20 protein-coding genes are annotated in these 25,560 nt (G+C 56.2%); 15 read left to right on the top strand and 5 right to left on the bottom strand.

Annotated features, from left to right (window positions below):
• The first annotated feature begins 5 nt into the window (after nt 1–5).
• A complete protein-coding gene (locus QZ862_RS18950; protein ID WP_296101363.1) occupies nt 6–1,613 on the top strand; it encodes a DHA2 family efflux MFS transporter permease subunit in 1,608 nt (535 codons plus the stop codon).
• Nucleotides 1,614–1,766: 153 nt separating this feature from the next.
• Here the strand turns inward: QZ862_RS18950 and QZ862_RS18945 are convergent, their stop codons facing one another.
• The gene (locus QZ862_RS18945; protein ID WP_296038583.1) at nt 1,767–2,582 is read right to left on the bottom strand and encodes an ATP-binding cassette domain-containing protein; all 816 of its coding nucleotides are present in this window, start codon (nt 2,580–2,582) and stop codon (nt 1,767–1,769) included.
• Between the two features lie 170 nt (nt 2,583–2,752).
• Here QZ862_RS18945 and QZ862_RS18940 point away from each other — a divergent pair, with 170 nt between their 5' ends.
• The 7 genes from QZ862_RS18940 (at nt 2,753) to QZ862_RS18910 (ending at nt 12,634) form a co-directional block, all read left to right on the top strand.
• Nucleotides 2,753–3,634 carry an AraC family transcriptional regulator gene (locus QZ862_RS18940; RefSeq protein ID WP_296101362.1) on the top strand — a complete coding sequence of 294 codons (882 nt, stop codon included), beginning with the start codon at nt 2,753–2,755 and terminating at the stop codon, nt 3,632–3,634.
• A gap of 212 nt (nt 3,635–3,846) precedes the next feature.
• Entirely contained in the window at nt 3,847–6,018 is a 2,172-nt protein-coding gene (locus QZ862_RS18935) for a TonB-dependent siderophore receptor (protein ID WP_296101361.1), read from the top strand.
• A 78-nt stretch (nt 6,019–6,096) separates the two neighbouring features.
• Nucleotides 6,097–6,969 carry an ABC transporter substrate-binding protein gene (locus tag QZ862_RS18930; RefSeq protein WP_296101444.1) on the top strand — a complete coding sequence of 291 codons (873 nt, stop codon included), beginning with the start codon at nt 6,097–6,099 and terminating at the stop codon, nt 6,967–6,969.
• A gap of 10 nt (nt 6,970–6,979) precedes the next feature.
• Nucleotides 6,980–8,956 (top strand): Fe(3+)-hydroxamate ABC transporter permease FhuB, encoded by a 1,977-nt coding sequence (gene fhuB / locus QZ862_RS18925; protein ID WP_296101443.1) that lies wholly within the window; start codon nt 6,980–6,982, stop codon nt 8,954–8,956.
• On the top strand, nt 8,956–9,837 hold the full coding sequence (locus QZ862_RS18920) for a ferric iron reductase (RefSeq protein WP_296101359.1): 882 nt from the start codon (nt 8,956–8,958) through the stop codon (nt 9,835–9,837). Before fhuB ends, QZ862_RS18920 begins: the two co-directional genes overlap by 1 nt.
• A gap of 404 nt (nt 9,838–10,241) precedes the next feature.
• Nucleotides 10,242–10,736, top strand: coding sequence for a molybdopterin-dependent oxidoreductase (locus tag QZ862_RS18915; protein WP_296101358.1), 495 nt, complete (start codon nt 10,242–10,244; stop codon nt 10,734–10,736).
• On the top strand, nt 10,733–12,634 hold the full coding sequence (locus QZ862_RS18910) for a bifunctional diguanylate cyclase/phosphodiesterase (RefSeq protein ID WP_296101357.1): 1,902 nt from the start codon (nt 10,733–10,735) through the stop codon (nt 12,632–12,634). Before QZ862_RS18915 ends, QZ862_RS18910 begins: the two co-directional genes overlap by 4 nt.
• Before the next feature lie 113 nt (nt 12,635–12,747).
• Here QZ862_RS18910 and QZ862_RS18905 read toward each other — a convergent pair whose 3' ends face one another.
• Nucleotides 12,748–13,641 carry a LysR family transcriptional regulator gene (locus tag QZ862_RS18905; protein WP_296101356.1) on the bottom strand — a complete coding sequence of 298 codons (894 nt, stop codon included), beginning with the start codon at nt 13,639–13,641 and terminating at the stop codon, nt 12,748–12,750.
• Between the two features lie 94 nt (nt 13,642–13,735).
• Between QZ862_RS18905 and QZ862_RS18900 the strand changes: the two genes are divergently transcribed.
• Both QZ862_RS18900 and betC read left to right on the top strand, forming a co-directional pair.
• Nucleotides 13,736–14,689: a choline ABC transporter substrate-binding protein gene (locus tag QZ862_RS18900; protein ID WP_296101355.1), complete on the top strand. Its 954-nt coding sequence runs from the start codon at nt 13,736–13,738 to the stop codon at nt 14,687–14,689.
• A gap of 128 nt (nt 14,690–14,817) precedes the next feature.
• Nucleotides 14,818–16,332: a choline-sulfatase gene (gene betC / locus QZ862_RS18895; RefSeq protein ID WP_296101354.1), complete on the top strand. Its 1,515-nt coding sequence runs from the start codon at nt 14,818–14,820 to the stop codon at nt 16,330–16,332.
• A gap of 57 nt (nt 16,333–16,389) precedes the next feature.
• On the opposite strand, the gene QZ862_RS18890 is transcribed toward betC, so the two are convergent.
• On the bottom strand, nt 16,390–17,082 hold the full coding sequence (locus tag QZ862_RS18890) for a DUF72 domain-containing protein (RefSeq protein WP_296101353.1): 693 nt from the start codon (nt 17,080–17,082) through the stop codon (nt 16,390–16,392).
• Nucleotides 17,083–17,262: 180 nt separating this feature from the next.
• On the bottom strand, nt 17,263–18,246 hold the full coding sequence (locus tag QZ862_RS18885; RefSeq protein WP_296101352.1) for an asparaginase: 984 nt from the start codon (nt 18,244–18,246) through the stop codon (nt 17,263–17,265).
• A 165-nt stretch (nt 18,247–18,411) separates the two neighbouring features.
• Here QZ862_RS18885 and QZ862_RS18880 point away from each other — a divergent pair, with 165 nt between their 5' ends.
• From QZ862_RS18880 to ggt, 5 genes are all read left to right on the top strand, one after another.
• Nucleotides 18,412–19,131 carry an FCD domain-containing protein gene (locus tag QZ862_RS18880; RefSeq protein ID WP_296101351.1) on the top strand — a complete coding sequence of 240 codons (720 nt, stop codon included), beginning with the start codon at nt 18,412–18,414 and terminating at the stop codon, nt 19,129–19,131.
• A 41-nt stretch (nt 19,132–19,172) separates the two neighbouring features.
• Nucleotides 19,173–20,072 (top strand): polysaccharide deacetylase, encoded by a 900-nt coding sequence (locus QZ862_RS18875; protein WP_296038561.1) that lies wholly within the window; start codon nt 19,173–19,175, stop codon nt 20,070–20,072.
• A 13-nt stretch (nt 20,073–20,085) separates the two neighbouring features.
• Nucleotides 20,086–20,385: a hypothetical protein gene (locus tag QZ862_RS18870; protein WP_296101350.1), complete on the top strand. Its 300-nt coding sequence runs from the start codon at nt 20,086–20,088 to the stop codon at nt 20,383–20,385.
• Nucleotides 20,385–21,449: a GTP-binding protein gene (locus QZ862_RS18865; RefSeq protein ID WP_296101349.1), complete on the top strand. Its 1,065-nt coding sequence runs from the start codon at nt 20,385–20,387 to the stop codon at nt 21,447–21,449. The genes QZ862_RS18870 and QZ862_RS18865 overlap by 1 nt, the downstream gene beginning before the upstream one ends.
• A gap of 228 nt (nt 21,450–21,677) precedes the next feature.
• A complete protein-coding gene (gene ggt / locus QZ862_RS18860; protein WP_296101348.1) occupies nt 21,678–23,435 on the top strand; it encodes a gamma-glutamyltransferase in 1,758 nt (585 codons plus the stop codon).
• 113 nt (nt 23,436–23,548) lie between these two features.
• On the opposite strand, the gene QZ862_RS18855 is transcribed toward ggt, so the two are convergent.
• Nucleotides 23,549–25,552, bottom strand: coding sequence for a CocE/NonD family hydrolase (locus QZ862_RS18855; RefSeq protein ID WP_296101347.1), 2,004 nt, complete (start codon nt 25,550–25,552; stop codon nt 23,549–23,551).
• Between the last annotated feature and the right edge of the window lie 8 nt (nt 25,553–25,560).

The following is a 25,560-nucleotide window of genomic DNA, read 5'->3' as shown; positions in this document are numbered from 1 at the left end:
GGGACATGGCAAGCGCAGCAGCGACAGGCGCAACCGGCACGAAAGAAAGTGGCCGCGCAACCAATCCATGGCTTGTGGCGGTGGTCGTCGCGTTGGCGGTCTTCATGGAAGTACTCGACACGACAATTGCCAACGTCGCTCTGCGCTACATCTCTGGTGGCTTGGCAGTCAGCTCCGACGAAGCGTCGTGGGTGGTCACGACCTACCTCGTTTCCAATGCTATCGCACTAATCGCATCAAGCTTCATCGCACAGCGCTATGGCCGCAAACGATTTTATCTGGTCTGCCTTGCCATGTTTACCATCGCGTCTGTCATGTGCGGGCTGGCATGGGACCTCCCGTCTCTTCTAGTGTTCCGTATGATCCAGGGCTTTGCCGGGGGCGGAATGGTGCCAGTGTCTCAATCAATCCTCACCGATGCCTTTCCGCCAGCAAAGCGCGGTCAGGCATTTGCGATATTCGGTATCGCGGTGGTGGTGGCGCCAGTTGTCGGCCCTACGCTCGGCGGTTGGCTTTCCGACAACTTCTCTTGGCACTGGTGTTTTCTAATTAACGGGCCGGTCGGCATCTTCGCCTTCATGCTCGTCTATTTTCTTGTCAACGAATCTGAGGAACAGGAGAAAAAACGTCAGGACATGCGCCGGCGTGGCCTTCGTTTCGACCTGGTCGGCTTCGTGTTGGTTGCGACATTCCTCGGCTCGCTTGAACTCGTGCTGGATAGAGGGCAGATTGAGGATTGGTTCGACTCCACTTTCATCATCATCACGTCAACGATCTGCTTTCTAGCGCTGGCAGCCTCTATTCCCTGGCTCCTGACAAAAAATAATCCGGTGTTGGACGTTCGACTCATCGCGACACGGCAGTTCGGTTCTTGTATGATCGTGATGCTGGCGATCGGCGCGATCCTGATTGCCACCACACAATTCGTGCCGCAGGTTCTACAGGAGAATTATGGCTACACTGCCACGTGGGCAGGCTTGGCTCTGTCTCCCGGCGGGATGGTGACGATGGTCATGATGTTCATGGCGGGCCAGCTGACTTCTCGCTTCCAGCCGAAATACCTGATCGCTATCGGTGCAACGATCATTGCCCTGTCCATGTATGACCTGACGCGTCTAACGCCAAATGCCGATTTCGGCTTCTTCGTGTGGTCCCGATGCATTCTCGGCCTGGGCCTGCCTCTTATCTTTATCCCTATCACTGCCGCCTCATATAACGGCTTGAGGCCGGACCAGACCGATCAGGCCTCCGCATTGATCAATGCGGCGCGCAACACCGGCGGTTCTATCGGCGTTTCAATTGCCTCCAACGTGCTTGCGTATCGGGAGCAGTGGCACCAGAGCAGACTGGTCGAGCATATCAACCCCGCAGAGCCCGCCTACCACCAGACCATGCAGAATTTACAGAGTTTCCTGACGGGCCGCGGCTCCTCCACAGTTGATGCACAAGGCCAAGCCATGGCCCTCATTGGCCAGCAGGTCGGCCTTCAAGCAAGCTATCTCGCCTATATAGATGTGTTCTTTGTCTTGGCCATCATTTCGGCGCTCGCAGTGCCCTTGGCGCTCATCTTGCGCAACGTCAGTTTGAATGGCAAACTGGGAGGCATGCACTGACATCGTGGCGAGTTGCCGCAATCAGTGTGTTATAATGCACACCGTGCCTAAAGGCATGCGCCCGCCTTAGGGTAGCCGGTCGGACGCCAAACCATTTTTTGTTCGATTTTGCCACTGAACACAATCGAACGGGATAAATTCCGCGGCTCCGGGCTACCGCGCCAAAGCAACCAGCCGGCCATTTGACGGCTGTCGAAGAATATCCATATGCACATCATAAATGCGCAACAAATGATCGGACGTCATGATCTCCTCCGCTGATCCTTGCGCGATCAGCCTCCCCGAATGGAGCGCAACCACGCGATCGCAAAAGCGCGCCGCCATGTTTACGTCGTGAAGAACGGTGATGATCGTGATACCCTTTTTGCGGCAAAGTTCCTGCGTAAGCGACAGCACATCCAGTTGATGGCCGATATCAAGGGCAGACGTCGGTTCGTCCAGCAACAGGCATGCGGCATCCTGGGCAATGAGCATGGCAAGCCACACACGCTGACGCTCGCCGCCCGACAGGCTGTCGACCATGCGCTCCGTGAACGGGCCAATCCCGGTAAGCGTGATCGCCTCCTCGACCTTGGCCTGATCGACAGCGCCAAAGCGACCCAGCGCGCCGTGCCAGGGATAGCGGCCAAGAGCCACCAACTCTTTCACCAGCATGCCAGGCGCCGCAGGCGTCCGTTGCGGCAGGTAGGCTAGCCGGCGGGCGAAGTCACGATCGGCCCATCCATTCAGCGGCTTTCCTTCGAAATGGATTGTCCCGCCACTTGCGCGTTGCTGACGTCCGATAAGCTTCAGGAGGGTCGATTTTCCGGAACCGTTATGGCCGATCAGAGCGATAGACTGACCTGCGGGAAGATCAAGCGTCAGCGGATGCAACAGAACACGTCCATCTATGGCAAAACTGACGTCCTTGAGTGAAAGAACCGGAGACGTTGCGGCGACTATTTGGGGTCCGGTTGCATGTATCGGCATGGCGCTTTATCCGTCGGGATTCAGTGAGATCGTGACCGGCAAATTTCGCGGTGGCTCAGCCGCCTCTCCAATTGATCGGAACACCCCCTAACGCCCTCGTACGCGTTCGGGATTGCTCGCAAATATTGAACTTGATAAAGAGATGCAAGTTTTATTGCGGAGCATCTCCTATGACTTTCCAGCCGCGGATGGAAAACAAAATCGAAGGCTTCTCAGTCATGGGCGGACTGCGTCGTCGTTATTGGAACGGCATCACGGTCGATCTCTGGGATGTCGAATGTGCGGCCTATGCTGGCGGTCACTACGTGGCCCGCGATCCACGCCTATTTATTCTGCTAGACCAACATGGGCGTGGACGCCCGACCATGAGGTGGTCTCCGACATCATCCGGCTCACCCCAAGACAGACACAGCCCGATCTCATACATTCCCGCAGAAATGGAGCTATGGCTCGATATTGCCGACGTGCAATATGTGCGCCATCTCGATATTCATTTCGATGCGGATACCATTGTGCGCAGGCTGTCGGTCGAGATCGATCCGAAGAAGCTGACCGATCCAAAACTCTTGTTCTTCGATCAGCGCGTTATGGCGCTGGCTGAACTGATCGCCTTAGAAATCACGAACGATGCGCCACTGCACGACCTCTACGGAGACGGGCTCGCCCTGGCGCTTGTAATCAACGTTCTGAAATTGGAGAAGACATCGCCACGGCAGCGGAGTTCGCTTGCGGGATGGCAGCTACGCCGGGCCACCGATTTCATTGCGGAAAACTGCACGCGCAATATACGCCTGCACGAACTCGCCGAACTGACACGAATGTCGCAATCGCATTTCAGCCATTCATTCAAGGCTTCGACCGGTATGGCCCCGCATGACTGGCAAACCAAAGCCAGACTTGAAAAGGCAAAACAACTTCTCTCATCGAACACTCATCCTTTGACAGAGATCGCAGCGGAAACCGGTTTTTCAGACCAAGCACATTTCACCAAGGTTTTTCGCAAACACGTAGGCACGACCCCGGCTCGCTGGCGTAAGGCTCGGCAGGAGTGACAAACTGGAGAGCTTGCCCCTGATCATCATCCGGACTGTCCGGCTCGGGTGGCTGGTTTTGTGAATATCTGTTTTTCCTTTCCGAAAACGCCCAAGAATATTCAATTGTCGCAGAACGAGCCAAGCCGTTTTCCTAAATATGAGTTAATTGCTCAGCTATTGCAGGGCCGCATCACGCTGTGTGGCGGAAGAATTAGGGTAGCGGGGCAAGAATGACTAGGACTGAAAGACACTTTGGCGTGAGGCTTGAACTGTGCGGCGTGGCTGTGGTTGCCATCTGCGGCACATGGCCGGCATACGCTCAAGAGGCTGCAACGACGCTTGCTCCAATCATCATCCGTGGAGAAAGCGAAAGAGAAGCTGCGGTCAAGGGTTACGTCGCCAAAAGGGCGTCCACCGGCTCAAAAAGCGACACGCCCGTCCAGGACATCCCCCAGGCGGTTTCCGTCATTGGTCGTGAGGAGCTCGATGACCGCGGCGTCGTCAACAAGGTTGATGAGGCCCTGCGCTACACTCCGGGCGTGACAACCCAGCCTTTCGGCAGCGATCCGGATACTGACTGGTACTATATTCGCGGCTTCGACGCGAGCCAGAGCGGCGTTTACCTCGACGGTCTCAGCCTCTTCTCCTACGGCTTCGGCAACTTCCAGATCGATCCTTTCGCACTGGATCGCGTCGAAGTCTTGAAGGGTCCGGCATCCGTTCTTTATGGCGGGGCGAATGCAGGCGGCATCGTCAATATGACGAGCAAGCGGCCGACTGACACTCCCTATTATTACACGGAGGCCGGCATCAACAGTAACGGCAATGGATATGGTGCCTTCGACGTCTCCGACAAGCTCAATGACGACGGTACGATTCAGTATCGCCTGACCGGCAAGATCGGGGGCGGTGACGGCTATACCGATTACACCCACGACTTCCGCGGCTTCATCATGCCGCAGCTGACGATCTCACCTGACGCGGATACAAAATTCACGGTCTGGGCATCCTATGCTGGTCTGGATCAGTTGCACACCGGCAACGGCTTCCTGCCTTACGAGGGCACCGTCGTTGATTGGCCGAGCGTCGGAAAAATTTCGCGCCGCTTCTTCCCGGGCGAGCCCGATATCGACACCGGGCGTTACAGCCAGACAATGGCTGGCTATGAATTGGAGCATACATTCGATAATGGCTGGAAATTGACCTCCAATCTCCGTTACGGCCACCTGAACAAATACGAGCATTTCGTATATCCTTACCTGTGGGTACCTTCTCCCCCACCGCCTGCTCCACAATCGACATCGCTTAATCGCATCAACTTTGAAGGCGACACCGCCGTTGACACGCTAGGGTGGGACAATCGAATCGAAAAGTCTTTCGATCTAAGTGGCATGGAACACAAGATCATGTTGGGGGTCGATTACCGCCTCTATCGCATCGACAATATCCAGAACTCTGTCTTCGGTTCCGGTGAGATCGACGTCAACAATCCGGTCTATGGTAAGCCACAGGCAGCGCCTTTGCCGCTCTACAACGAGACGGTCACAATGAATCAGCTCGGCTTCTATGCCCAAGACCAAGTCCGGTTCGGCGGTGGCTGGCTGGTGACGCTGAACGGTCGTTACGACGTCGTTCATACGGATTTCAACGATAAGATGCCAACCGGCGTCAGCTTTGATGACACGGATGGCGCGTGGAGCGGTCGCGCAGGCTTGGCATATGAGTTCGACAACGGCTTTACGCCATATGCAAGTGTCGCAACCTTCTTCAACCCGCTCGTCGGTCGCGGTCTGCAAGGCCCACTGAAGCCGGAAGAAGGCGAACAATATGAAGCAGGCATCAAATATGTGCCGGAGTTTATGGACGCTTCTGTCACGGCATCCGTCTTTCAAATCAACAAACGGAACAACACTGTAGCGATCGGCGCTCCGCCATGGACCGACCAGTTGGGCGCCGTTCAATCGCGTGGCTTTGAAGTCGAAGGCAAGATCAATGTCGACGAAAACTGGAAGCTGCTCGCGTCCTACGCCTACACGGATACTGAAGTGACCAAGAACGACCCCAACCCAGTTCTTGTCGGAAAATCGCTTTACGTTGTTCCCGCGCATTCGGCATCGCTTTGGGCAGATTATACCATAACATCGGGACTGCTGGAGGGCGTGAGCATCGGTGCTGGTCTGCGTTACAAGGGCCAATCGTGGGCCGACGAAGCCAATACACTGAAAGTCCCGGAATCGACCGTGGCCGACGCAGCAATCCGCTACAAAAAGGATAACTGGACCGCATCGCTCAATGTTACCAACCTCTTCGACAAGACCTATGTCGAGTCCTGCCGTGGTGTCGGTGCCTGCGGCTACGGCGAGGCACGAACGGTCATGTTCAAAATCGGCAAAGCATGGTAAGTTGACAATTCAGCACAAGTTTTGCAGAAGATCCTCGCATTGAACCCTAGGACATTCCTGTCTGGAACCAACCTGAAATTGGCACGCCTGACCCGCAGAACGTTTGTTTCAGCCGTAGTCTCGCTCGCGGCAGCAGGACAGGTGCGGGCAATGGGTCGGGAGCCTCGCGTTGCGACGCTCGACTGGGCGCTTCTGGAAACGCTCCTGGCGATTGGCGCAAATGTCGTCGCAGCGACGGAACTGCGGCAGTTCAGGGAGGTCGTCGTCAAACCTGACCTTCCTTCAGGCGTCGTCGACATAGGTCTGCGAGGCACGCCAAATTTCGAGGCGCTTCAGTTTGCCCAACCGGACTTGATCTTCAACTCGAACTTCTACGCATGGGCCGATCCGTTCATCGGCCGGATCGCACCGGTCGAGAGTCACTCGATTTATGTCACGGGCAAAAGTCCTTATGCACTCGCTGAACAGGCAACGCTTGCCATTGGTGAGCGCCTGGCAATACCTGCGGCGCAAGACCTGGTGACTGATCTTGCGGTGCGGCTCGATCATTTGAAGCAGGCTTTTACAGCGGGTGAAAGCAGGCCTGTTCTTCCAATCAATCTTGGGGATGTTCGGCACTACAGGGTCTTCGGATCTGACAGCATGTTCGGTGAGGTATTGACGCGGCTCGGGCTGAGCAATGCGTGGCAAGGCGCTACCAATTACTCCGCGACTGCGCCTCTCGGTATAGAGACACTTGCCTCGATGCCAGACGCCTGGCTCGTCCTCATCCCGCCTCATCCACAGGACGTGTTCGAAGCACTGACGAAAAGTGCGTTCTGGAAAGCGCTACCAGCCGTGCGAGAAAGCCGCGTGCTCACCGTGGGCTCGATTAATCCCTACGGTGCGCTTCCGGCCGCACGCCGCTTTGCCGAATTTTTAGCAAAAGGGCTTTCCGGTGTCCGAGGCTGATAGCGTTAAAGTGTCGAAACGCGGTGCACAGCGTCCGCTACTCAATGGAGCCGGATTATTCGCCAGTTGCATCGTCTCCCTCATCGTCCTGGTGGCGTCGCGTCCTCTTTTGCCGAATGACCAGCCAAATGCAGCTAGCCTTAATGACATCCTTCTATGGAACAGCCTCGTTCCTCGTGCGGCGGTGGCATTGATTGCAGGTGCAGCGCTTGGTCTGGCGGGCGCCTTGCTGCAGAAAGTCCTTCGCAATCCGATTGCCGACGCCTCGACGCTCGGCATCGCATCCGGAGCTCAGCTTGCTCTCACCTTGGCTTTGAGTTTTTCGTCATTTTCACTCGGAGTCTCGCGCGAATTCATTGCCTTTGCTGGCGGCCTCTCAGCCCTGGCAGTTGTCTTGGCGCTCAGTTGGCGACGTGGGTTTGATCCGGTCACAGTAGCGATTTCCGGTATGATCGTCGGGCTGATCTCGGCATCTCTGAGCGTCACGCTCATCCTGGCACGCGGCGAATATGCTATGTCGATCCACATCTGGGGCGCTGGCGCGCTGAACCAACAGGACTGGAGTGTCGTCCTGTCACTCGCCCCGCGGCTTCTGGTCGGCATTGCTGCGGCAGTACTCCTCATGCGGCCGTTGACAGTGCTTGCACTTGATGATTCCAGCGCCAGGAGTCTCGGTGTCACCTTGTTTGGAACGCGCTTGGCAGTCTTGCTGCTATCTGTCTGGCTGGCCGCTTCGGTAACAGCCGCGGTTGGCGTCATCGGTTTCCTCGGCCTAGCTGCACCGGCGGTCGCCCGTTCCTGCGGAGCGCGCACAACGGGACATATCATGATGGCGGCACCATTGACGGGAGCCGCAATGCTGTTGATTTGCGACTGCCTTACGCAACTACTCGGGCAAGGCTTCTCCGATCTGGCTCCCACGGGCGCTGCAACCGCGCTTCTTGGTGGTCCTCTATTGCTCGTGCTGTTACCACGCGTCCACAGCTTCTCCGGGACCACTGCCAAGTCCGGCGCGACGACCCGACAACTTCGAAAACCAGCGCTCATGCTGGCCGTTCTCATTGGTGGAATTGCTTTAGTTTTTTGCTTGGCGCTGATGGTCGGTCCCACACACAACGGATGGACCATTGTGACCGGTCAGCAGTTATACGAGCTTCTTCCCTTTCGCTTGCCGCGTATTATCACCGGCGCCGGCGCAGGCGCCATGCTGGGCGCAGCTGGCTTCGTCATTCAACGCATGACCGGTAATCCTATAGCCAGTCCTGAAGTCCTCGGGGTTTCCAGCGGCGGTGGCGCTGGTTTGACGCTGGCACTGTTCCTGACCGGAATTCCCTCCACCTTCGTGATGCTTGCCAGCATAGCGCTCGGATCGCTTGTCGCCTTCCTGTTGATGATTGCGATAGCAGGTAAATCAGGGTTTTCAGCCGAACGTCTGTTGCTGGCTGGGATCGCAATCAGCGCTTTTTGCATGGCAATCGTGAGCATGGTGTTGGCCCAAGGAGACATGCGCAGCTATGTTCTACTCAATTGGATGTCGGGATCGACCAGCCGCGCCGGTGTCTTCGAGGCAAGCATCGCCATGCTATCGCTGCTGGTGCTGACAACTCCGCTATTCCTGATGTTGCGATGGCTGACCATCCTGCCGCTCGGGACCGGATTGTCGCGCAGCGTAGGCCTTAGCCTCACACATTCGCGCATGATACTTGCCATTCTCGCGGCCCTGATGACGGCCGTTTCCACTTTCCTCGTTGGTCCTTTAAGCCTGACAGGGCTGGTCGCACCACATCTTGCGCGGCTGCTCGGTTTTCGAAAAACGCATCACCAACTTGCGGCAACGGTCTTTTTGGGCGCTATCGTCATGATGGCAGCGGACTGGTTGGCGCGCATTGTCATCTATCCCTACCAGATACCCACTGGTCTCTTCGCGGCGTTGATTGGAGGGCCTTATCTTCTATGGCTGCTTGCACGCCGGGAGGCTTCGGTCTGATGGCAAGAGATGACAATCCATCGCGAGCGAGCGCAACGGCACCAGGTTCGGACCCGAAACGGGCCTTGCTTACGCAGGCGCTTGAAGCACAGTCAGCCTATGTTCCTGAAATGCGCGCAGAGATTGGACCGGCAAGCGCTGATTGGACGAGTTCCAAGACATTTTGGGCCAGCGACGCAGCTCTGGATGATTTCATCGCCTTCGAGCAATCACGATACGAAGGCGTCGATGCTAAGACAGCCGGTGCGTTCATAATGAACGATTACGGTTACATCCTGTCTGCCACGACCGTACCGCTGTTCGTTGGCTTCGGCCTCATTCCGGACCTGTCACTCTCATCCGTCGCCCTTAAGTTCTACACGACCGAGCGACGGCACGAAGGCAAGGTATACCGAGCGCGGCGAGCCAATGTCCGCTTCGTCGAGCGCGGGTTCCAGTATGGTCATTTAAGCGATCCTGAAGACGGAGAGAGGTTCAGAAGCGAAATCGAGACGCATCTTCGCCCCGTGGTCGACCGGATTCACGCAACGACGCGCCTCTCGCGTGCAGCCCTCTGGCGTCTCGCAGGCGACGCGATAGCCGATCGCTTTCTTGACGCCGGGCGCCATTTCGGGATCGTCGAAACGGCCAAGGCAGCTGCGATGCGCATTCTAAAAGTGCCTGGCTCGCCCCTTACCAATCGCGAACTCCAGTATTTCGACGTCACCATATTCGACCGGCATCAAAAGGAGTTTTCCGCAACCTTTCAGCAACGCGGCGGCTGCTGCCGGTTTTACTGCGTGGAAGGTGGTGCGTATTGCACTACCTGCGTTTTGAAAGCCCCCGCAGATCGAGACGAGGAGCTGCGCCAAGCAGTACGCGACCAGCTTGGCATTGTTTGATTTATCCGTTCATCAAATTTTATCCTGGAGCTGCGACATTCGTTCAAGAATACTCCGGCCATCGCAATGGTCTGCTCTTCCTATTGTCGATGATCGCACGTCGTTTTTAGTTTTAGTGCTCGATGTCGAAGCGTTTCAATCTTGCGTCAGCGACTAAGCTTGAAGTAAGGCGCAACTATGCTTCGATGCCTCCAAATACCTTCAATTCAGTCTAGCGAACTGATGATGTACTCAACTAGTAAGCGCGTCGCACAACACGTAATGGGAAGCAGTTTGAATCGCTAAAATTAATTCTACTAAGGCACGACGTTAAATCATTATTTCTCATAACATAAATGCATATTCGAATTGAGTTGATCGCCGAAATCTAAACGGTATTGCTAAGGGAAACTCGAGGCCTCTACATGCAAACACGTCGATTGTTCATTCAGTCCCTGGCAGGACTTTTGGTTGTTGGTAATTTTTCGAACTCTAGCGCCCTATCGGCAGAGCCGATCCTGAAGGTGGAGAGTTTGAGTTCCGGCGAGAAAACCTCGACTGTTCTTGACCTGACGATGATGGACAAGATGCCGCAGACTGAGTTTTCAACCACGACGCCGTGGCATAATGGCGTGACGCGATTCAGCGGCGTATTGTTGAAAGACCTTCTGGCGACCTTGCAGGTCACCGGGACCAAGCTGCAAATCATCGCTCTGAATGACTATGCGGTTGGTGCTGATATCTCCGAATTGGTGGCAGCTGACGCACTGCTGGCTACGCGCCAGAATGGCGAGATCATGCCCGTGAGCGATAAGGGCCCTGTTTTTCTTGTGTTCCCTTTCGACAGTCGCCCCGAATTGCAGCATCAGACCTATTACAGTCGGGCTGTGTGGCAAATCGCGGAAATTGACGTCCTGTGAAAACGATAGGCAATACGATTGACCTTCCTACCCGCTATCGACGGCTCAAATTAACTTTGACGCTGGTCACAGCGATATTGGCGTTAATCGCTGTTGCAAGTTCTTTTCTGGCGTACAACTATCAGCGCCACATTATCGAGGCTTCCCGCTATAATAGTACCTTCGACCTCGGTCAGACGGCAGTCGAACTGTTGCGTCTCCAGTTTGCGCTTCAACAAAGTCAAACGTCTGGTGATCTCCGAGACGTTTCGTTTCGGCTCAGCATTGTTAACAATCGTCTGAAAATCTTTTCGTCCAATCCACTAAACAATGATCCGAAGCAGAAGGCCATGCTAGAGGATCTTAAAAAGGTTGTGTCCACGCTTGCGCCTTTAGCCACCGAGCCTCACTCGCCAGAGGCGATCCGCGATGGTGTCTCCAGGCTTCAGCCCTTTATCGCGCCAGTCTTGCGACTTGGATCAATGTCGCATGCCAGCGTTGGTGATGAAATCCAGCGCAACCAGGGGCAGCTCGGCATCATCTTCGCCACGATCTGCGCTGTGACGATGACCTTCGTCGTTTTTGGCGCAGTCCTTCTGGTTTTTGTCTTCAGTCAAAATGCAAAGCTGGACAGGGTCTTGAAAATCGATTCGCTGACTGGGATCGCGAACCGTCTGGGCCTGAGCGCATCCATCTCGAAAAAATCAGATGTCGAACAGGCGCTGATCATCCTCGATGTCGACCATTTCAAGATGATCAACGACACCTTGGGGCACGCTTCAGGAGATCGGCTCTTATTCGAGCTTTCTATCAGATTGAGTAGCGCCTGCGCCGGGGCGGATGTGATTGCACGCATCGGTGGTGATGAATTTGCTATTCTCTACAGCGGCCCGGAGGCGTTTGAAGCGGCTGTGGCTTGCTGCAAGCGAATTTTGCTGGAGGTTAGCGCGCCTTTTGAGATCGATGGACGTTTGGTGTCGTCGACCGTCAGTCTGGGCGTCAGTTCAGCCGCAGCCAATCTTGATAAGGGCGCCACGCTGTTCAGACATGCTGATATTGCGCTCTATGAATCGAAGAAAGCAGGACGCAATCAGTTCAAAACCTTCCATCCCGACATGAACGAGGAACTTTCGCGCTGGCAATGCTTGAAGACCGGTTTGGCGTCTGCGACCGAGAAGGGCGAACTCTTTTTGCTTTTCCAGCCGATTGTCGATCTTGCGACGAATGCAACGCGCGGCTTCGAGGCGCTTTTGCGTTGGCAACACGGCGAACTGGGCCTCATTTCACCAGCAGAATTCATCCCGATCGCAGAGGAAAGCGGTCAGATTGGCCCGATTGGTTCCTGGGTCATTGATGCCGCATGTCAGCAGGCCGCCCTTCTACCTGCAGATACGTTCATTGCAGTCAACGTATCTGCCTCTCAACTAACCAATCCATCGCTTGCGCTTCAAACCCGCGCCTGTCTCACTAAATTCGGCGTCTCACCGAAGCGACTCGAGATCGAGATTACGGAAAGCACTCTTATCGAAAATGACGAGCGCGCACTGGCCGTTCTTCATGAACTGAAACAGATGGGCTGCCGTATCTCACTGGATGACTTCGGAACGGGTTATGCTTCGCTAAGTTACCTACGACGCTTTCCGTTCGATAAAATAAAAATCGACCAGTCGTTCCTGCGCGGCGCTTCGCACCGAGAGGAAGCGATCGCGATCATTACCGGCACGTGCGATCTTGCACACCGGCTGGACCTGACAATCGTCGCGGAAGGGATCGAAACTGAAGAGGATCGCGAACTTGTCCGAGCAGCAGGAAGCCATCAAGGCCAAGGGTACCTGTTTGACAGGCCTTTAAGCTCGCAATCGGCAATGGATCGTGTCTCGCTGGAATCGAAAGCTCGTTCTCTAAGCCAGGCGATTTAAGTCCTACATCGATCTGGACTGCGTTCGTCCTTGTCGCCGATACAGCATCTGAGACATGCCACAAACGAGAATTAACTTTCGACGCGGCGCAGCAACGCCCGCGAGAGGCTCTATTACCTTTCAGATACCAGCCACTCGATCAACTTCCCGACGGCGCTGTCGTTGCTTTTTGACTGCATCAGCCAGTAGCCGCGATCAGGTGCCTCCAGACTTGGACCCGCCGCAACCAACACGCCGGCCTCGACCAAAGGATCAACGAGCCCCGCCCAACCAAGCGCAAATCCCTGTTCTCCAATGGTTGCCTGAACCACCATCGTGTAATTGTTGAAGCTTATGTCGCTCCCTTCTTTCTCCACATCTCTTGGAACGTTGAACTGCCTGAAATAGGCGGGCCAATCCAACCATTGCGCCTGAGAGCTGTTTTCGAGGTGAATGAGTTTCCGTCGGGAGAACTCTGCAATGGACTGCGATGACGGCGCATCCACCAGCAAGGCAGGTGAGCAAACCGGCATCACTTTTTCAGATAGCAGCATGACCGCCCCTTCCCCCGCTTCTTCCCGGGTCCCGAAAATGATCATCACATCGCTATCGTGCTTACTCTCACCGAGTGGGCTCTGCGTCGCCACGATCTGGATATTGATGTCAGGATTGAGAGAACGAAAGCCATGCATACGCGGAATGAGCCAGAGCGACGAGAAGGCGTAGTCGGTATGCAAGCGGATGGTTTGACGATCGTCGCTGCGGCGAAGCTGACGCGCCAACAGGTCGATGGCATCGACATTGCGTGCAACGGTATCAAATAGCCGCTGCCCCTCGCCGGTCAATTCGATGCCGCGATGTTTACGGCGAATGAGCACCACGCCGAGGTCATCTTCCAGCCTGCGAATCTGATAGCTGACGGCGGGCTGAGTCAGCCTTAGCGATGCCGCAGCAGCCGTCAGGCTGCCACGACGGGCAACCTCTGTAAAAATGCGCATCCATCCAAGATCGAGCGGCCGATCAGACATAAAAAATCCTTATGGGACTCATCGAAAAATACCCGCTTCACAGCCGAAAACAATGTGGTGTTCAATAAACAGGACTAATAAAAGGGGAGCCGCAATGAAATATATTTCTCATCTGCATCGCATCGCCGCCGGTCTTTTTCTGTCCGTCGCAGCCTTCTCCACCCCACTTCAGGCGGCCGACGACGCCGCCTGCAAGACAGTCCATCTCAGCGATCCGGGCTGGACCGATATAACGGCGACGAACGGCGTAGCCTCGGTGCTGCTTGAGGCGCTTGGTTACGAGGCCGATGTCAAAACGCTGTCGGTTCCGATCGGCTATCAGGCATTGAAGAACGGCGAGATCGACGTTTTCCTTGGCAACTGGATGCCAGCACAGAAGTCTTTCGTTGATGACCTGAAAGCTGCCAAGGCAGCCGAGGTTTTGGGAAAAAATCTCGAAGGCGCCAAGTTTACGCTCGCGGTTCCGGCCTATATGGCGGAAAAAGGCTTCAAGGACTTTGCCGACCTTGCCAAGCATGCCGATGAGTTCGAAAGCAAGATTTACGGCATCGAGCCGGGCGCACCCGCCAATCAAAATATCCAGAAGATCATCGACGCCAACGATTTCGGCCTGAAAGGCTGGCAGCTTGTCGAGTCGGGTGAACAGGCAATGCTGGCGCAGGTGGAGCGCGCCGGCAGAGACAAGAATGCTGTGGTTTTCCTCGCCTGGGCACCACATCCAATGAATGAGAAGATCGATATCGCTTATCTTTCTGGCGGTGATGCCTATTTTGGTCCGAACTTTGGAGGAGCTGAGGTCTATACGCTTGCCCGCACCGGATGGCCCCAGCAATGCCCGAATGCAGCTAAGCTGTTCAAAAACCTGAAATTCGAAATCGGCATGGAAAACAACCTGATGGGCGCTATTCTCGACGGTCGGGATTCAAAAGCGGCGGCCGCAACCTGGCTGAAAACCAACCCGAAAGCGCTTGACGGCTGGCTGCAGGGCGTGACCACGCTGGATGGCAAACCAGCTTCGGACGCCGTCAAGGCCAAGCTTGCTCTCTAAAAGATGGTGCGTCCTGCTGGACGCACTATCTTCTTCAATCAACTTCAATCTACGAATCTTGCCTTCCGACGATCGATCTCGATTTTCGAGCCGGTGACGTAGGGTCAAAACGTAATCGGACAGCAGAGATGCCGCGCCCCAATATCTTGATCCTCATGGCCGACCAATTCAACGGCACCTTCTTTCCTGATGGCCCGGCCGATTTCCTGCACGCTCCGCATCTAAAGCGATTGGCCGAGCGATCAGTCCGTTTCGCCAACACCTATACCGCAAGTCCACTTTGTGCCCCGGCGCGTGCATCCTTCATGTCCGGGCAATTGCCGAGCCGGACGCGGGTCTATGACAACGCAGCCGAGTTCGCCTCCGATATTCCGACCTATGCACATCATCTGCGGGCCGCGGGTTACTACACCGGCCTTTCAGGGAAAATGCATTTCGTTGGCCCAGACCAGTTACATGGTTTTGAAGAACGGTTGACGACGGATATCTATCCGGCAGATTTCGGCTGGACTCCTGATTACACCAAACCAGGCGAGCGGATCGACTGGTGGTATCACAATCTAGGCTCTGTCACGGGCGCTGGCGTGGCAGAAATCACCAATCAGATGGAATATGACGACGAGGTCGCCTATCACGCAACCCGCAAGCTTTACGACCTATCCCGCCGCCTTGATGACCGCCCGTGGTGCTTGACCGTCAGCTTCACGCACCCGCACGACCCGTACGTGGCGCGGCGCAAGTTCTGGGACCTTTATGAGGATTGCCCGGCACTCGATCCGCACTTGGAAGCAATTCCCTTTGATGACCAGGACGCGCATTCGAAGCGCCTGCTGGAAGCTTGCGACCACAAGGCCTTCGAGATTACCCACGAGCAGATCCGGCGCGCCCGGCGCGGCTACTTTGCCAACATCTCCTATATCGACGAAAAGATCGGCGAAATCCTCGACGTTCTGAAAGCAACCAGAATGGAAGACGATACGATCATCCTCTTCCTGTCCGACCATGGCGATATGCTTGGCGAGCGCGGGCTGTGGTTCAAGATGTGTTTTTTCGAGGGCTCGGCGCGCGTACCGCTCATGATCGCTGCACCGGGATGGACGCCGCGCCGGATTGAAACGCCGGTCTCGACACTAGATGTCACGCCCACACTGTGCGGTCTGGCCGGGCTCGATATCAGCACGCTCAAACGCTGGACGGATGGCGAGGATTTGGCTGCAGTGGCGGCGCAAACCGGAGAACGCGGGCCCGTCCCGATGGAATACGCCGCGGAAGGTTCTATCGCGCCGCTGGTTGGTCTTCGCGACGGGCACTACAAGCTCTGCGTTTGCGAAGCCGATCCACCTCTCCTATACGACTTGGCGGCAGATCCCGAAGAGCGAACAAATCTTGCTACAGATCCGGCATTCGGCACCGTCCTCTCGTCTTTGTCTGAAGAAATCGGTCGGCGCTGGCAACTGCCCGTTTTCGATGCGGCCGTCAGGGAAAGTCAGGCGCGGCGTTGGGTGGTCTACAATGCCCTGCGCAACGGGGCCTACTACCCTTGGGATTATCAGCCACTGCAAAAAGCCTCGGAACGCTATATGCGCAACCACATGGACCTCAACGTCCTAGAGGAAAACCAGCGTTATCCGCGCGGCGAGTGAAATATGATAGTGAGACGAGCGCGACGGTCGTCATGCTCGTCTACCCGGCATCCGAACTTAGCTGACTTCAAGCGCGCTCAGAGCGTTGTCGATCGCCGCGCCTGAGGCAGTATTGTCAAATACGCACCATCCTTGCGGTGCCGAGAGATCCAGAAAAGACCTGATCTCTGCATCAGTGTAGCTCGAATAATACATCCTAGGCTTGCCGTGGAGACGGATGTATTTTGGTGGTTCGCCAAAATTTTCCGCGGCCCATACCGGTGCGGGGTCGGCAAGCACACGGTCGATCCCGTAGCTCCTCAACAGATCGAGCGTATCGCTCGATGCCCAGCTTTTGTGCCGCACCTCGATGATCATCTGCCCTTCGTCGGCGTTGCGCATCGCCTTGAACGCGGCAGCAAAGACATTGACATCGAATTTCAATGAAGGCGGCAACTGGCAGAGCAGCGGCCCGCGCTTCCTGTCCAGCGGCGCGATATCCTCAAGGAAGGTGTCGAACGCCCCTGCAATGTCCTTCATCGCTCTTGCGTGGGTAATCTCTTTTGGGATTTTTATCGCGAACCGAAAGCTGTCGGGAACGGCTTCCGCCCACCGCGCAAATGTCGATGGCTTATGCCGCCGGTAGAAGGTGGAATTGATCTCGACGCCGTCGAACACCGACGCGTATCGCGAAAGGCCACTCCCCTCTTGAGAGAACCGTTGAGCCACTGTCTTGGGAATAGACCAGGCAGCGGTAGCGATGATCCGCAAATCTATGTCCTCTCCCCATTTCCCACATTGGAAGCCAAACAAAGCAGCCTATCGCACGGTTCCACAGCACGCAGCCCATGGAGCCGACAGGCTCAAGCCGCGATCGCCTCCGAACGAAGAAGAATGGAGCTTTCGATATAAACCGAGCGTGTGAGCCCCTTAGAACGGGTCATCTCACGCTCAAAGACCGAAGCGTTCCACCTCATCGCGAACCTCTTCGACCCCAAGACCGCATCCGAGCAACAGGGAAACGAGAACACGTGCCTTCTGAGAACTGAGGTCGCCCGCGAAGATTACGCCGCCTTCGGCAAGCGTTTTGCCACCGCCGTTTCCGTAGATCGGTTTGACGCGCCCGCGCTGGCACCTGCTGGTCATGATGACGGGAGTGCCGCTTTTTACCAGATCGATAGCCGCTGCCGTAACGGCGGGCGGCGCATTGCCCCGCCCGAAGCCCTCGATGACCACAGCCTTGACACCATTCGAAGCAGCGAAGCGTAGGAAGCGATCGCTTGATCCGATACCAAGCTTGACGATCTCGATGTCGGCTTCGACCCGTGATGCAGGTATTTTGCCTTGGACCAATGGGCGGCGGTGAACGATGACCCTGTCGCCATCGACTTCGCCAAGCTTGCCATGTTCGGCAGAGATAAATGTGTCGGTCCGAGATGTGTGCGACTTCGTGACGTCACGGGCGGCATGAAACTCCTGCTCAAAGCAAAGCAGAACGCCAAGGCCACGGGCGACGGAGGACGCAGCGATGCGAACGGCATCGCCGATGTTGCGTGGCCCGTCCGCGTCCGGTTCATCCGCGGCGCGTTGCGCACCGGTAAAAACAACTGGCTTTTCGCTGTCGATCAGAAGATCGGCCATATAGGCACTCTCCTCCATCGTGTCGGTTCCATGGGTCACTACGACACCATCGATCCTCGGGTCCGCCAAATGCTCTCTGATCCTGCATGCGAGTGCAAAGGCATCCTCAAGCGAGAGCGCGAAACTGCCCACCGTCATGAACTCATCGACGAGCAATTCGACGTCATCCAGACGGCTACCGAGCAATGCTCTCAGTTCGGCACCACCGAGTTTGGCCGTTACGTGGCCGGTGCTGGCGTTCTTCTGCGACGCAATCGTCCCGCCTGTCGTGATGAGGCAAACTGTCTTCTTCATCTTATCCCCCACTCTTCATCTAAGCTTATCTTGGCCTGACCAAATTTGTCAAATGCCCAAGGATAAGCCACGTAGTGCCTATAATTTGACGTTGACGGCCTGACCAAAATGCGATTTCCTTCTCCTGTAATCTTATTTGGTCAGACCAAGAGAGAGAAGCGGCTGGTGATAGACAGCGTCTTCAGGAAGCAAAGTGAGGCGGATGCTGTCGGCGAAAGCGCCGTGGCCGCGACGGTCAGAACGTTGGCTTCGATGATCGCCGATGGACGCTGGCCGGCGGGGGCAGCACTTCCGCCGCAACGAGAACTCGCGAAGCTTCTGGAAATAAGCCGCGCTACACTTCGTGAAGCGATTTCGGTTCTCTTGACCATTGGCAAGATCAAGGCTCGAGACAATGGCAGAGGTTTCACGATAGCGGATCTGGCGCAAAGCCAGGCCTGGTCGAGCGTGGCACCCTATTCGCTGCGGGAAGTCTACCAACTGCGGCACGTTGTCGAAAGCTACGCAGCACAGCTTGCAGCCATGTCCCGAACGGACGCCGATCTTGCGCGACTTCATCAGGCGCTCGATGCGTTCCGGCGTGCCGCAATTTCCAGCGACCTGAGCGCCTATGCAGAGGCCGACTTCGAGTTCCACCGCCAGATTCTGGCGCTTTGCGGCAACCGGCTTCTCGTCGACATGCACCGCACTTTTGCAGATGTGATGCAGGAGAGCCAGCGTATGCCGGTGTTGCGCCCGGGGGATCTCTGGCCTGCCGTCAAGGAGCACGAATTGATCCTCGAAGCCATTGAGCGCGGCGATCCGGACGGCGCCAATTATTACATGCGCAAGCATATCAGTATGGGGGGCAGCCGCTCAGGCCTTGCCCCGTCCGAACTGCCTTGAGTTCAACCCGGCCTGACCGGCCAAGCGAGAAGGAATGGATTATGGCGAAAGAAATACTGGTGTCCTATGGCATTGACGTCGATGCCGTCGCGGGCTGGCTCGGCTCCTATGGCGGGGAAGACAGCCCTTGCGACATCTCACGCGGTGTATTCGCAGGTAAGGTCGGCTCTGTTCGTCTGCTCCGTCTTTTCGAAAAATGGGGTATCAAGACTACCTGGTTTATCCCCGGACACTCGATCGAGACATTCTGGGATGAAATGAAGCAGGTCGCCGACGCCGGACACGAGATCGGCATGCATGGCTACAGCCACGAAAACCCCATCGCCATGACGCCGGAGCAGGAAGAAGCCATCTTCGACAAATGCGTCGATCTCATCACCAAGCTTTCGGGAAAGCCGCCCCGTGGCTATGTGGCTCCATGGTGGGAATTTGGCTCCAAGACCAACGAACTGTTGAAGCAAAAGGGCATTCTTTACGATCACTCCTTGATGCACAACGACCACCATCCCTACTACGTGACCGTTGGAGACGAGTGGACGAAAATCGATTACTCCAAGCATCCGTCGCACTGGATGAAGCCGTTTACCCAAGGGCCGGAAACCGATCTGATAGAAATTCCGGCCTCTTGGAACCTCGACGATCTGCCCCCGATGATGTTCATCAAGGCCGCCCCCAACAGCCACGGCTTCGTCAACCCACGCGACCTCGAGCAGATGTGGATCGACCAGTTTGACTGGGTCTACGAGAACTACGATTACGCCGTCTTTCCGCTCACCATCCATCCGGATGTTTCCGGCAAGCCGCATGTTCTCAAAATGCATGAGCGCATCTTCGAACACATCCGCCAGTTCGACGGGGTGAAATTCGTTACCATGGAGGAAATCGCCGCCGATTTCGCCAAGCGATATCCACGCAGCGGCACGGCGCGTCCAAAGTCGTAAAGGGAGGTTTTCCATGTGCGGCCTGTGCGGTGCGTTTGGCCCAGCCGATCATTGGAGCAGTGGCGGTCGCGGCGTTGCAAGCGCGACGCCCGCTGCCGAACGTTATCGACAGGCCAGCGCCGTCAATATGATCCTTGATCATTACGGTCTGCGATTGAAGGTCTGGAACGATCGCTATGTTCTCCAAGGCCGCACCGGCAAAAGCGCGGTCGTGGACCATATCGGCCAGCTTTGGCCACTTGCCGAGGCCTTCGCGGGCGTCGAGATCGATCCTCTCGATCCCGCTCTCATGTGTAAGGTGGGGGTCGCCTGATGAACACTGGCGCGCAGCAGCCGATCGTCGTCAATATTCTGACCGGATTTCTCGGCGCCGGCAAGACGACTCTGCTCAACGCATTGCTGTCCCGCCCCGACTTTTCCGATGCCGCAGTCATCATCAACGAGTTCGGTAGCATCGGTCTCGATCATCTTTTGGTCGAAACGATAGAGGATGACACGTTGCTCCTGCAGAGCGGTTGCATCTGTTGCACCATCCGCGGCGATCTCAAGCAGGCAATCCTCTCACTGTTCGAGAAACGTCAATCAGGTCGCATAGGCCCCTTCTCCCGACTGATCATCGAAACTACAGGACTTGCCGATCCAGCCCCGATCGTCGCAACGCTGACCGCAGACCTGATGCTGAAATATCATTTCTCCATGGGCAATATCGTCACAGTGGTAGAGGTGCCGAATGGGCAGCACAACATCGGGACCTATACAGAAAGCGCTCGACAGGTCGCCGTAGCGGACCGGCTCGTCATCACGAAATCGGACATCGCCGGACCCGAGGCTACACAGGAGTTGATCTCCACCCTATCTATAATGAACCCAACGGCCAGCATCGAAATCTCCGATCCGTCGAACGCGGCTGCAAGTCTGATCTTGACTGAGGATATCCATGACCTCACAGCCCGGCCAGCCGATGTTCGGCGTTGGATAGCTGCGGAGCGATATCACGATCACGCACATACAACGGTTGAAAACGTCAACATGCATGGAGCAATTCGCTCCGTTTCAGTGACCACGCAAAACCCGATTTCATGGCCACGCTTCTCGACATGGCTCTCCTTGCTCGTCAACAGGCATGGCGAGAAGTTACTCCGCGTGAAGGGTATCATTGCCGTCGAAGGGCACAGTACGCCAGTTGTGATCCACGGTGTCCAGCATCTCATTCACAAGCCCGTCCATCTTTCCGAATGGCCAGATGGCGCTAAAGGGTGCGTGCTCGTCTTTATCACAGACGGTGACATCGGTGATATCGCCCGGTCATTCTCGGCTTTTGTCGAGGCAGCACCGGATGCCGGTTCAGAGATTTCACCAAACCGTACGCATTCATAACAGGCCCGCGCCTGCTGAAATATCGCGATGCTCGGCCAAACTGCAGGGCGCTTCGTCGATATGATCGACAGGTGGTGAAACAGCGATCATAGTGCCGTACTATTGGACATCTTCGGCACCAATCGAAAAGGTCGGCAATCATATTGGCTTCGCTCGCGACGAGTTTGGCGCCGCTCAAGGCCCAACGGACGGAATTTTCGCATCACGCGCATTGGGAAGGGTAGACCGATGAAGACGAGATTTTTGGCGCAAGCCTTTGTTGCATTCGCTTTGTTCACCCCCGCTGCGATTGCCCAGCAGGCATCCGACATCGTGGCTCCGGAGAAAGCCACCAGGGTCGCGACGGCCCAACGCGTCGAGGCGAAGAATTTCATGGTGGCAGCGGCAAACCCGCTTGCAGCCGAAGCAGGCCGCGATGTGATTGCAAAGGGCGGCAATGCGGTCGATGCGATGGTGGCAGTGCAGACTGTTCTTGGTCTTGTGGAGCCGCAGAGTTCGGGTCTGGGCGGCGGCGCATTCCTGGTCTATTACGACGCCAAAAGCGGAAAGCTCACCACATTCGACGGCCGGGAGACGGCTCCGATGGAGGCCACACCAAAGCTTTTCCTGGACGAAAGCGGCCAACCACTCAAATTCATGGCTGCGGTTGTGGGCGGCCGATCCGTAGGTACACCGGGAACGGTGCGTCTTCTGGAAGAGGTGCATAAACGCTACGGGAGAACAGATTGGGCTGGCCTGCTCGAACCGGCAAAAACGTTGGCGGCAAACGGTTTTCAGGTATCGCCTCGACTTGCTTCCCTCGTTGCATCCGAAGGCGACCGCCTGAAGACTTACAAAGATACGACGGCGTATTTCTTCGACAAATCCGGGGCTGCCCTAAAAGCAGGAACGCAGTTGAAAAACCCGGCCTATGCCGAAACTCTCGCACTGCTTGCTGAGGGTGGCGCCGACGCTTTCTATAAAGGGAAGATCGCCGAGGCCATCGTGAAGACTGTACGAGAAGCGGCAGGCAATCCCGGCGTTCTTTCGCTGGCCGATCTCTCCAACTATCGCATCATCGAACGCCAACCGGTTTGCTTCACCTATCGTGCTCTTGATGTGTGCGGAATGGGGCCACCATCCTCCGGCGCAATCGCCGTCAGCCAAATTCTCGGCGTGTCGGAGCACTTCGATTTGAAAGCCTTGGGTCCTGAGAATGTCGAAAGCTGGCGCATCATTGGCGACGCGCAACGCCTGGCCTTCGCCGACCGCGAGAGGTACGTCGCCGACACGAGTTTCGTGCCGCTGCCCATCAAGGGCTTGATCGACAAGTCCTATCTCGACGAACGAGCCAAGCTACTGGATGGTGACAAGGCGTTGACCAAAGAAGAGGTCAAAGCTGGCGAACCGGGATGGGACCACGCATTCCTGTTCGGCAAGGACGCGGCTCTCGAATTGCCCTCTACGAGTCATTTCGTCATCGTCGACAAGGAAGGCAACGTCGTTTCCATGACGACGACAATCGAAAACGGCTTCGGGTCGCGATTGATGACGAACGGCTTCCTGCTGAATAACGAAATGACGGATTTCTCTTTCAAGACACATGATGGTGGCCTGCCGGTCGCCAATCGCGTAGAGCCGGGCAAACGACCGCGCTCATCGATGGCGCCGACGATCGTGATGAAAGACGGCAAGCCGCTGCTGGCCATTGGTTCGCCGGGCGGCAGCCAAATTATCGGTTATGTCGCACAAGCCCTGATTGGCTATATTGACTGGGGTATGCCGGTCGAAGCGATTGTAGCCCAGCCTCACCTGATCAATCGGTTCGGGACCTATGATCTTGAGGCTGGGACAAGCGCAGAGGCGATGGCCGAACCCTTGAAAGCCTTGGGCTACGAAGTGAAGGCAGGTGAGATGAATTCTGGTCTACACGCAATCGAGATCACCCCGAACGGCCTTGTCGGCAGCGCAGATCCGCGCCGCGAAGGTATCGCTGTAGGCGAATAGCGACGACCTCAGAAGTATCGTGCCGGCAGGCCAAGCGGCGAAAGTATCGTGCCAGATAGCGAATGGTACTCGAACACCATCCGCTATCTGCTCTCACTCAACGACCCTGCTGGTCAAATCAAGTCGCGGTCGAAACGTTCGTCCCACTCACGTGTCTTGACCAGCGCGCCATTCTCGAATGCCGACAACTCGCCTGACAGATAGAACGTATTCTCGTCAGAACGCATTTCCGTGCGGCTCTCGATTCTGATCCGCCACCCGTCCCGGCCCATCTCATAGGCCTGGGTTAGCACATATTTCGCCGACAACGGATCGTCGTCCTTGATCGTAAGCTCCCTGCGGAGACTGTGACTGAGTTGGGTATCGATCTCGTCAAAGCGGATCACGCCCTCTCCGAACAATCCGCCGACGCCCTCGGTTATATAGGTGTTGATCCCGGTTTCGTGATCCTGCTCGGTCCAACGCCGAACGGTGCCCGAATCTACTTGCGTCGTCGGGGTGAAAGGCCCATGAGCAGGACTTTCGAAACTGACCGGCGACACCTCAGACCGCGCGCGAACTGGCAGTTCGAGTGTACTTTCGGCGACAGAGACGCTTAAGGTCGCATCATAGGGCGATGGCCAAACCATTGGCCAGTAGGCCGTGGCGATGGCAAGTTGCAAACGGTGGCCTTTGGCAAAACGATATCCGCAATCGTTTAGCTTGATTGTCACATCATAGAAGCGGCCTGGCTCGAGCGCTCTTGGCTCTTCGTGGCTATCGCGATGTGTCAGATTAAATACCTGATAGCTGACGCGCGTCACACGGCCATCCGGCAGGACATCGTTCAGGCGCAGCGACACTTGCGCGACAAGGCAGTCTGCGGCAACGCGCAGACGCACGACCGGAGTGCCCAGCACGTCAAAATCATCCTGCAACAGCTCGGTTTCGAACACCAGTGCGCCGCCATTATCGAGCCGCTGATCCGTCGGATGCTCGCCGGGGCAACCTGTCGCCATCCATTCGCCACCAGCCTTTCCGTGACTTTGCGGCGAGCGGATCTTGAGTATCGCTGCTTCTCCTCTTTCGGTCCCCAGCGTATGGTGAGCCCCGAAATGGAGTGGCTTGATTGAGATATCGGGCGATGGCCATGTCGCTTCGCCAACCCAGCGGCCTTCGGTTGATATCCGTGTGCCGGTCGGCTCGATGCTATCGCTGACGAAGGCTCGCATCATGGGTTCTTCCATGATGCCCGTATCTTTGCCCTTCAGCCACTGATCCCACCAACGCGTTGCCTCTTGCAGAAAGCCGATGGCAGGGCCTGGAACGCCATCCTGGGGATAGATGTGTCCCCATGGGCCAATAATAGCACGACGAGGCACCTGCAGCTTTTCCAAAAGCCTCGAAACGGGATTGGTATAACTGTCTGCCCACGCTCCAATTGCCAGCACAGGGCACTGGATCGCGCTCCAATCCTCGCAGACAGAACCGTGTTTCCAGTACTCGTCATAGCGCTGATGTTCGAGCCAGAGAGCCGGAAAGAACGGAAGGCTATCGAGCCGTTCGAGCCAACGTTCACGCCAGACATCGCCAACGATCTTGGGGTCAAGCGGGCGGCTCTGGTACGCCAGCATGATTGTGCCCCACCACAAATTGTCGTTGAGCAACAGACCGCCCATGTAATGAATATCATCGGTATAACGATTATCCGTAGAGTAGGCTGTAATGATCGCCTTCAATGCAGGAGGGCGACGGGCGGCGACCTGCAAACTGTTGAAGCCACCCCAGCTCTTGCCCATCATGCCGACATTGCCGCTGCACCAGGGCTGGTGTGAAATCCACTCAATGACTTCAAGAGCGTCATCCTGCTCCTGCTTGAGATATTCGTCAGCCATATGCCCATCGGATTCACCCGTGCCGCGCATATCGACGCGAATGGCCGCGTAGCCTTGGCTGGCGAAATAGCCGTGCATGGGCTCATCTCGTCCGCGAGTCCCATCGCGTTTGCGGTAGGGAATATATTCGAGAATGGCTGGCACCGGCGATCGATCCGCATCGTCCGGCAGCCACAGGCGTGCGCCAAGGCGCGTGCCATCGCTCAAGGGAATCCAGATATGTTCTTGAACATGCACAGTCATTTTCAGAT

The organism is uncultured Agrobacterium sp., assembly GCA_913777615.1.
GTDB lineage: Bacteria > Pseudomonadota > Alphaproteobacteria > Rhizobiales > Rhizobiaceae > Agrobacterium.
The sequence above is the reverse complement of the archived record's forward strand: the minus strand, read 5'-3'. Positions and strand labels throughout refer to the sequence as shown.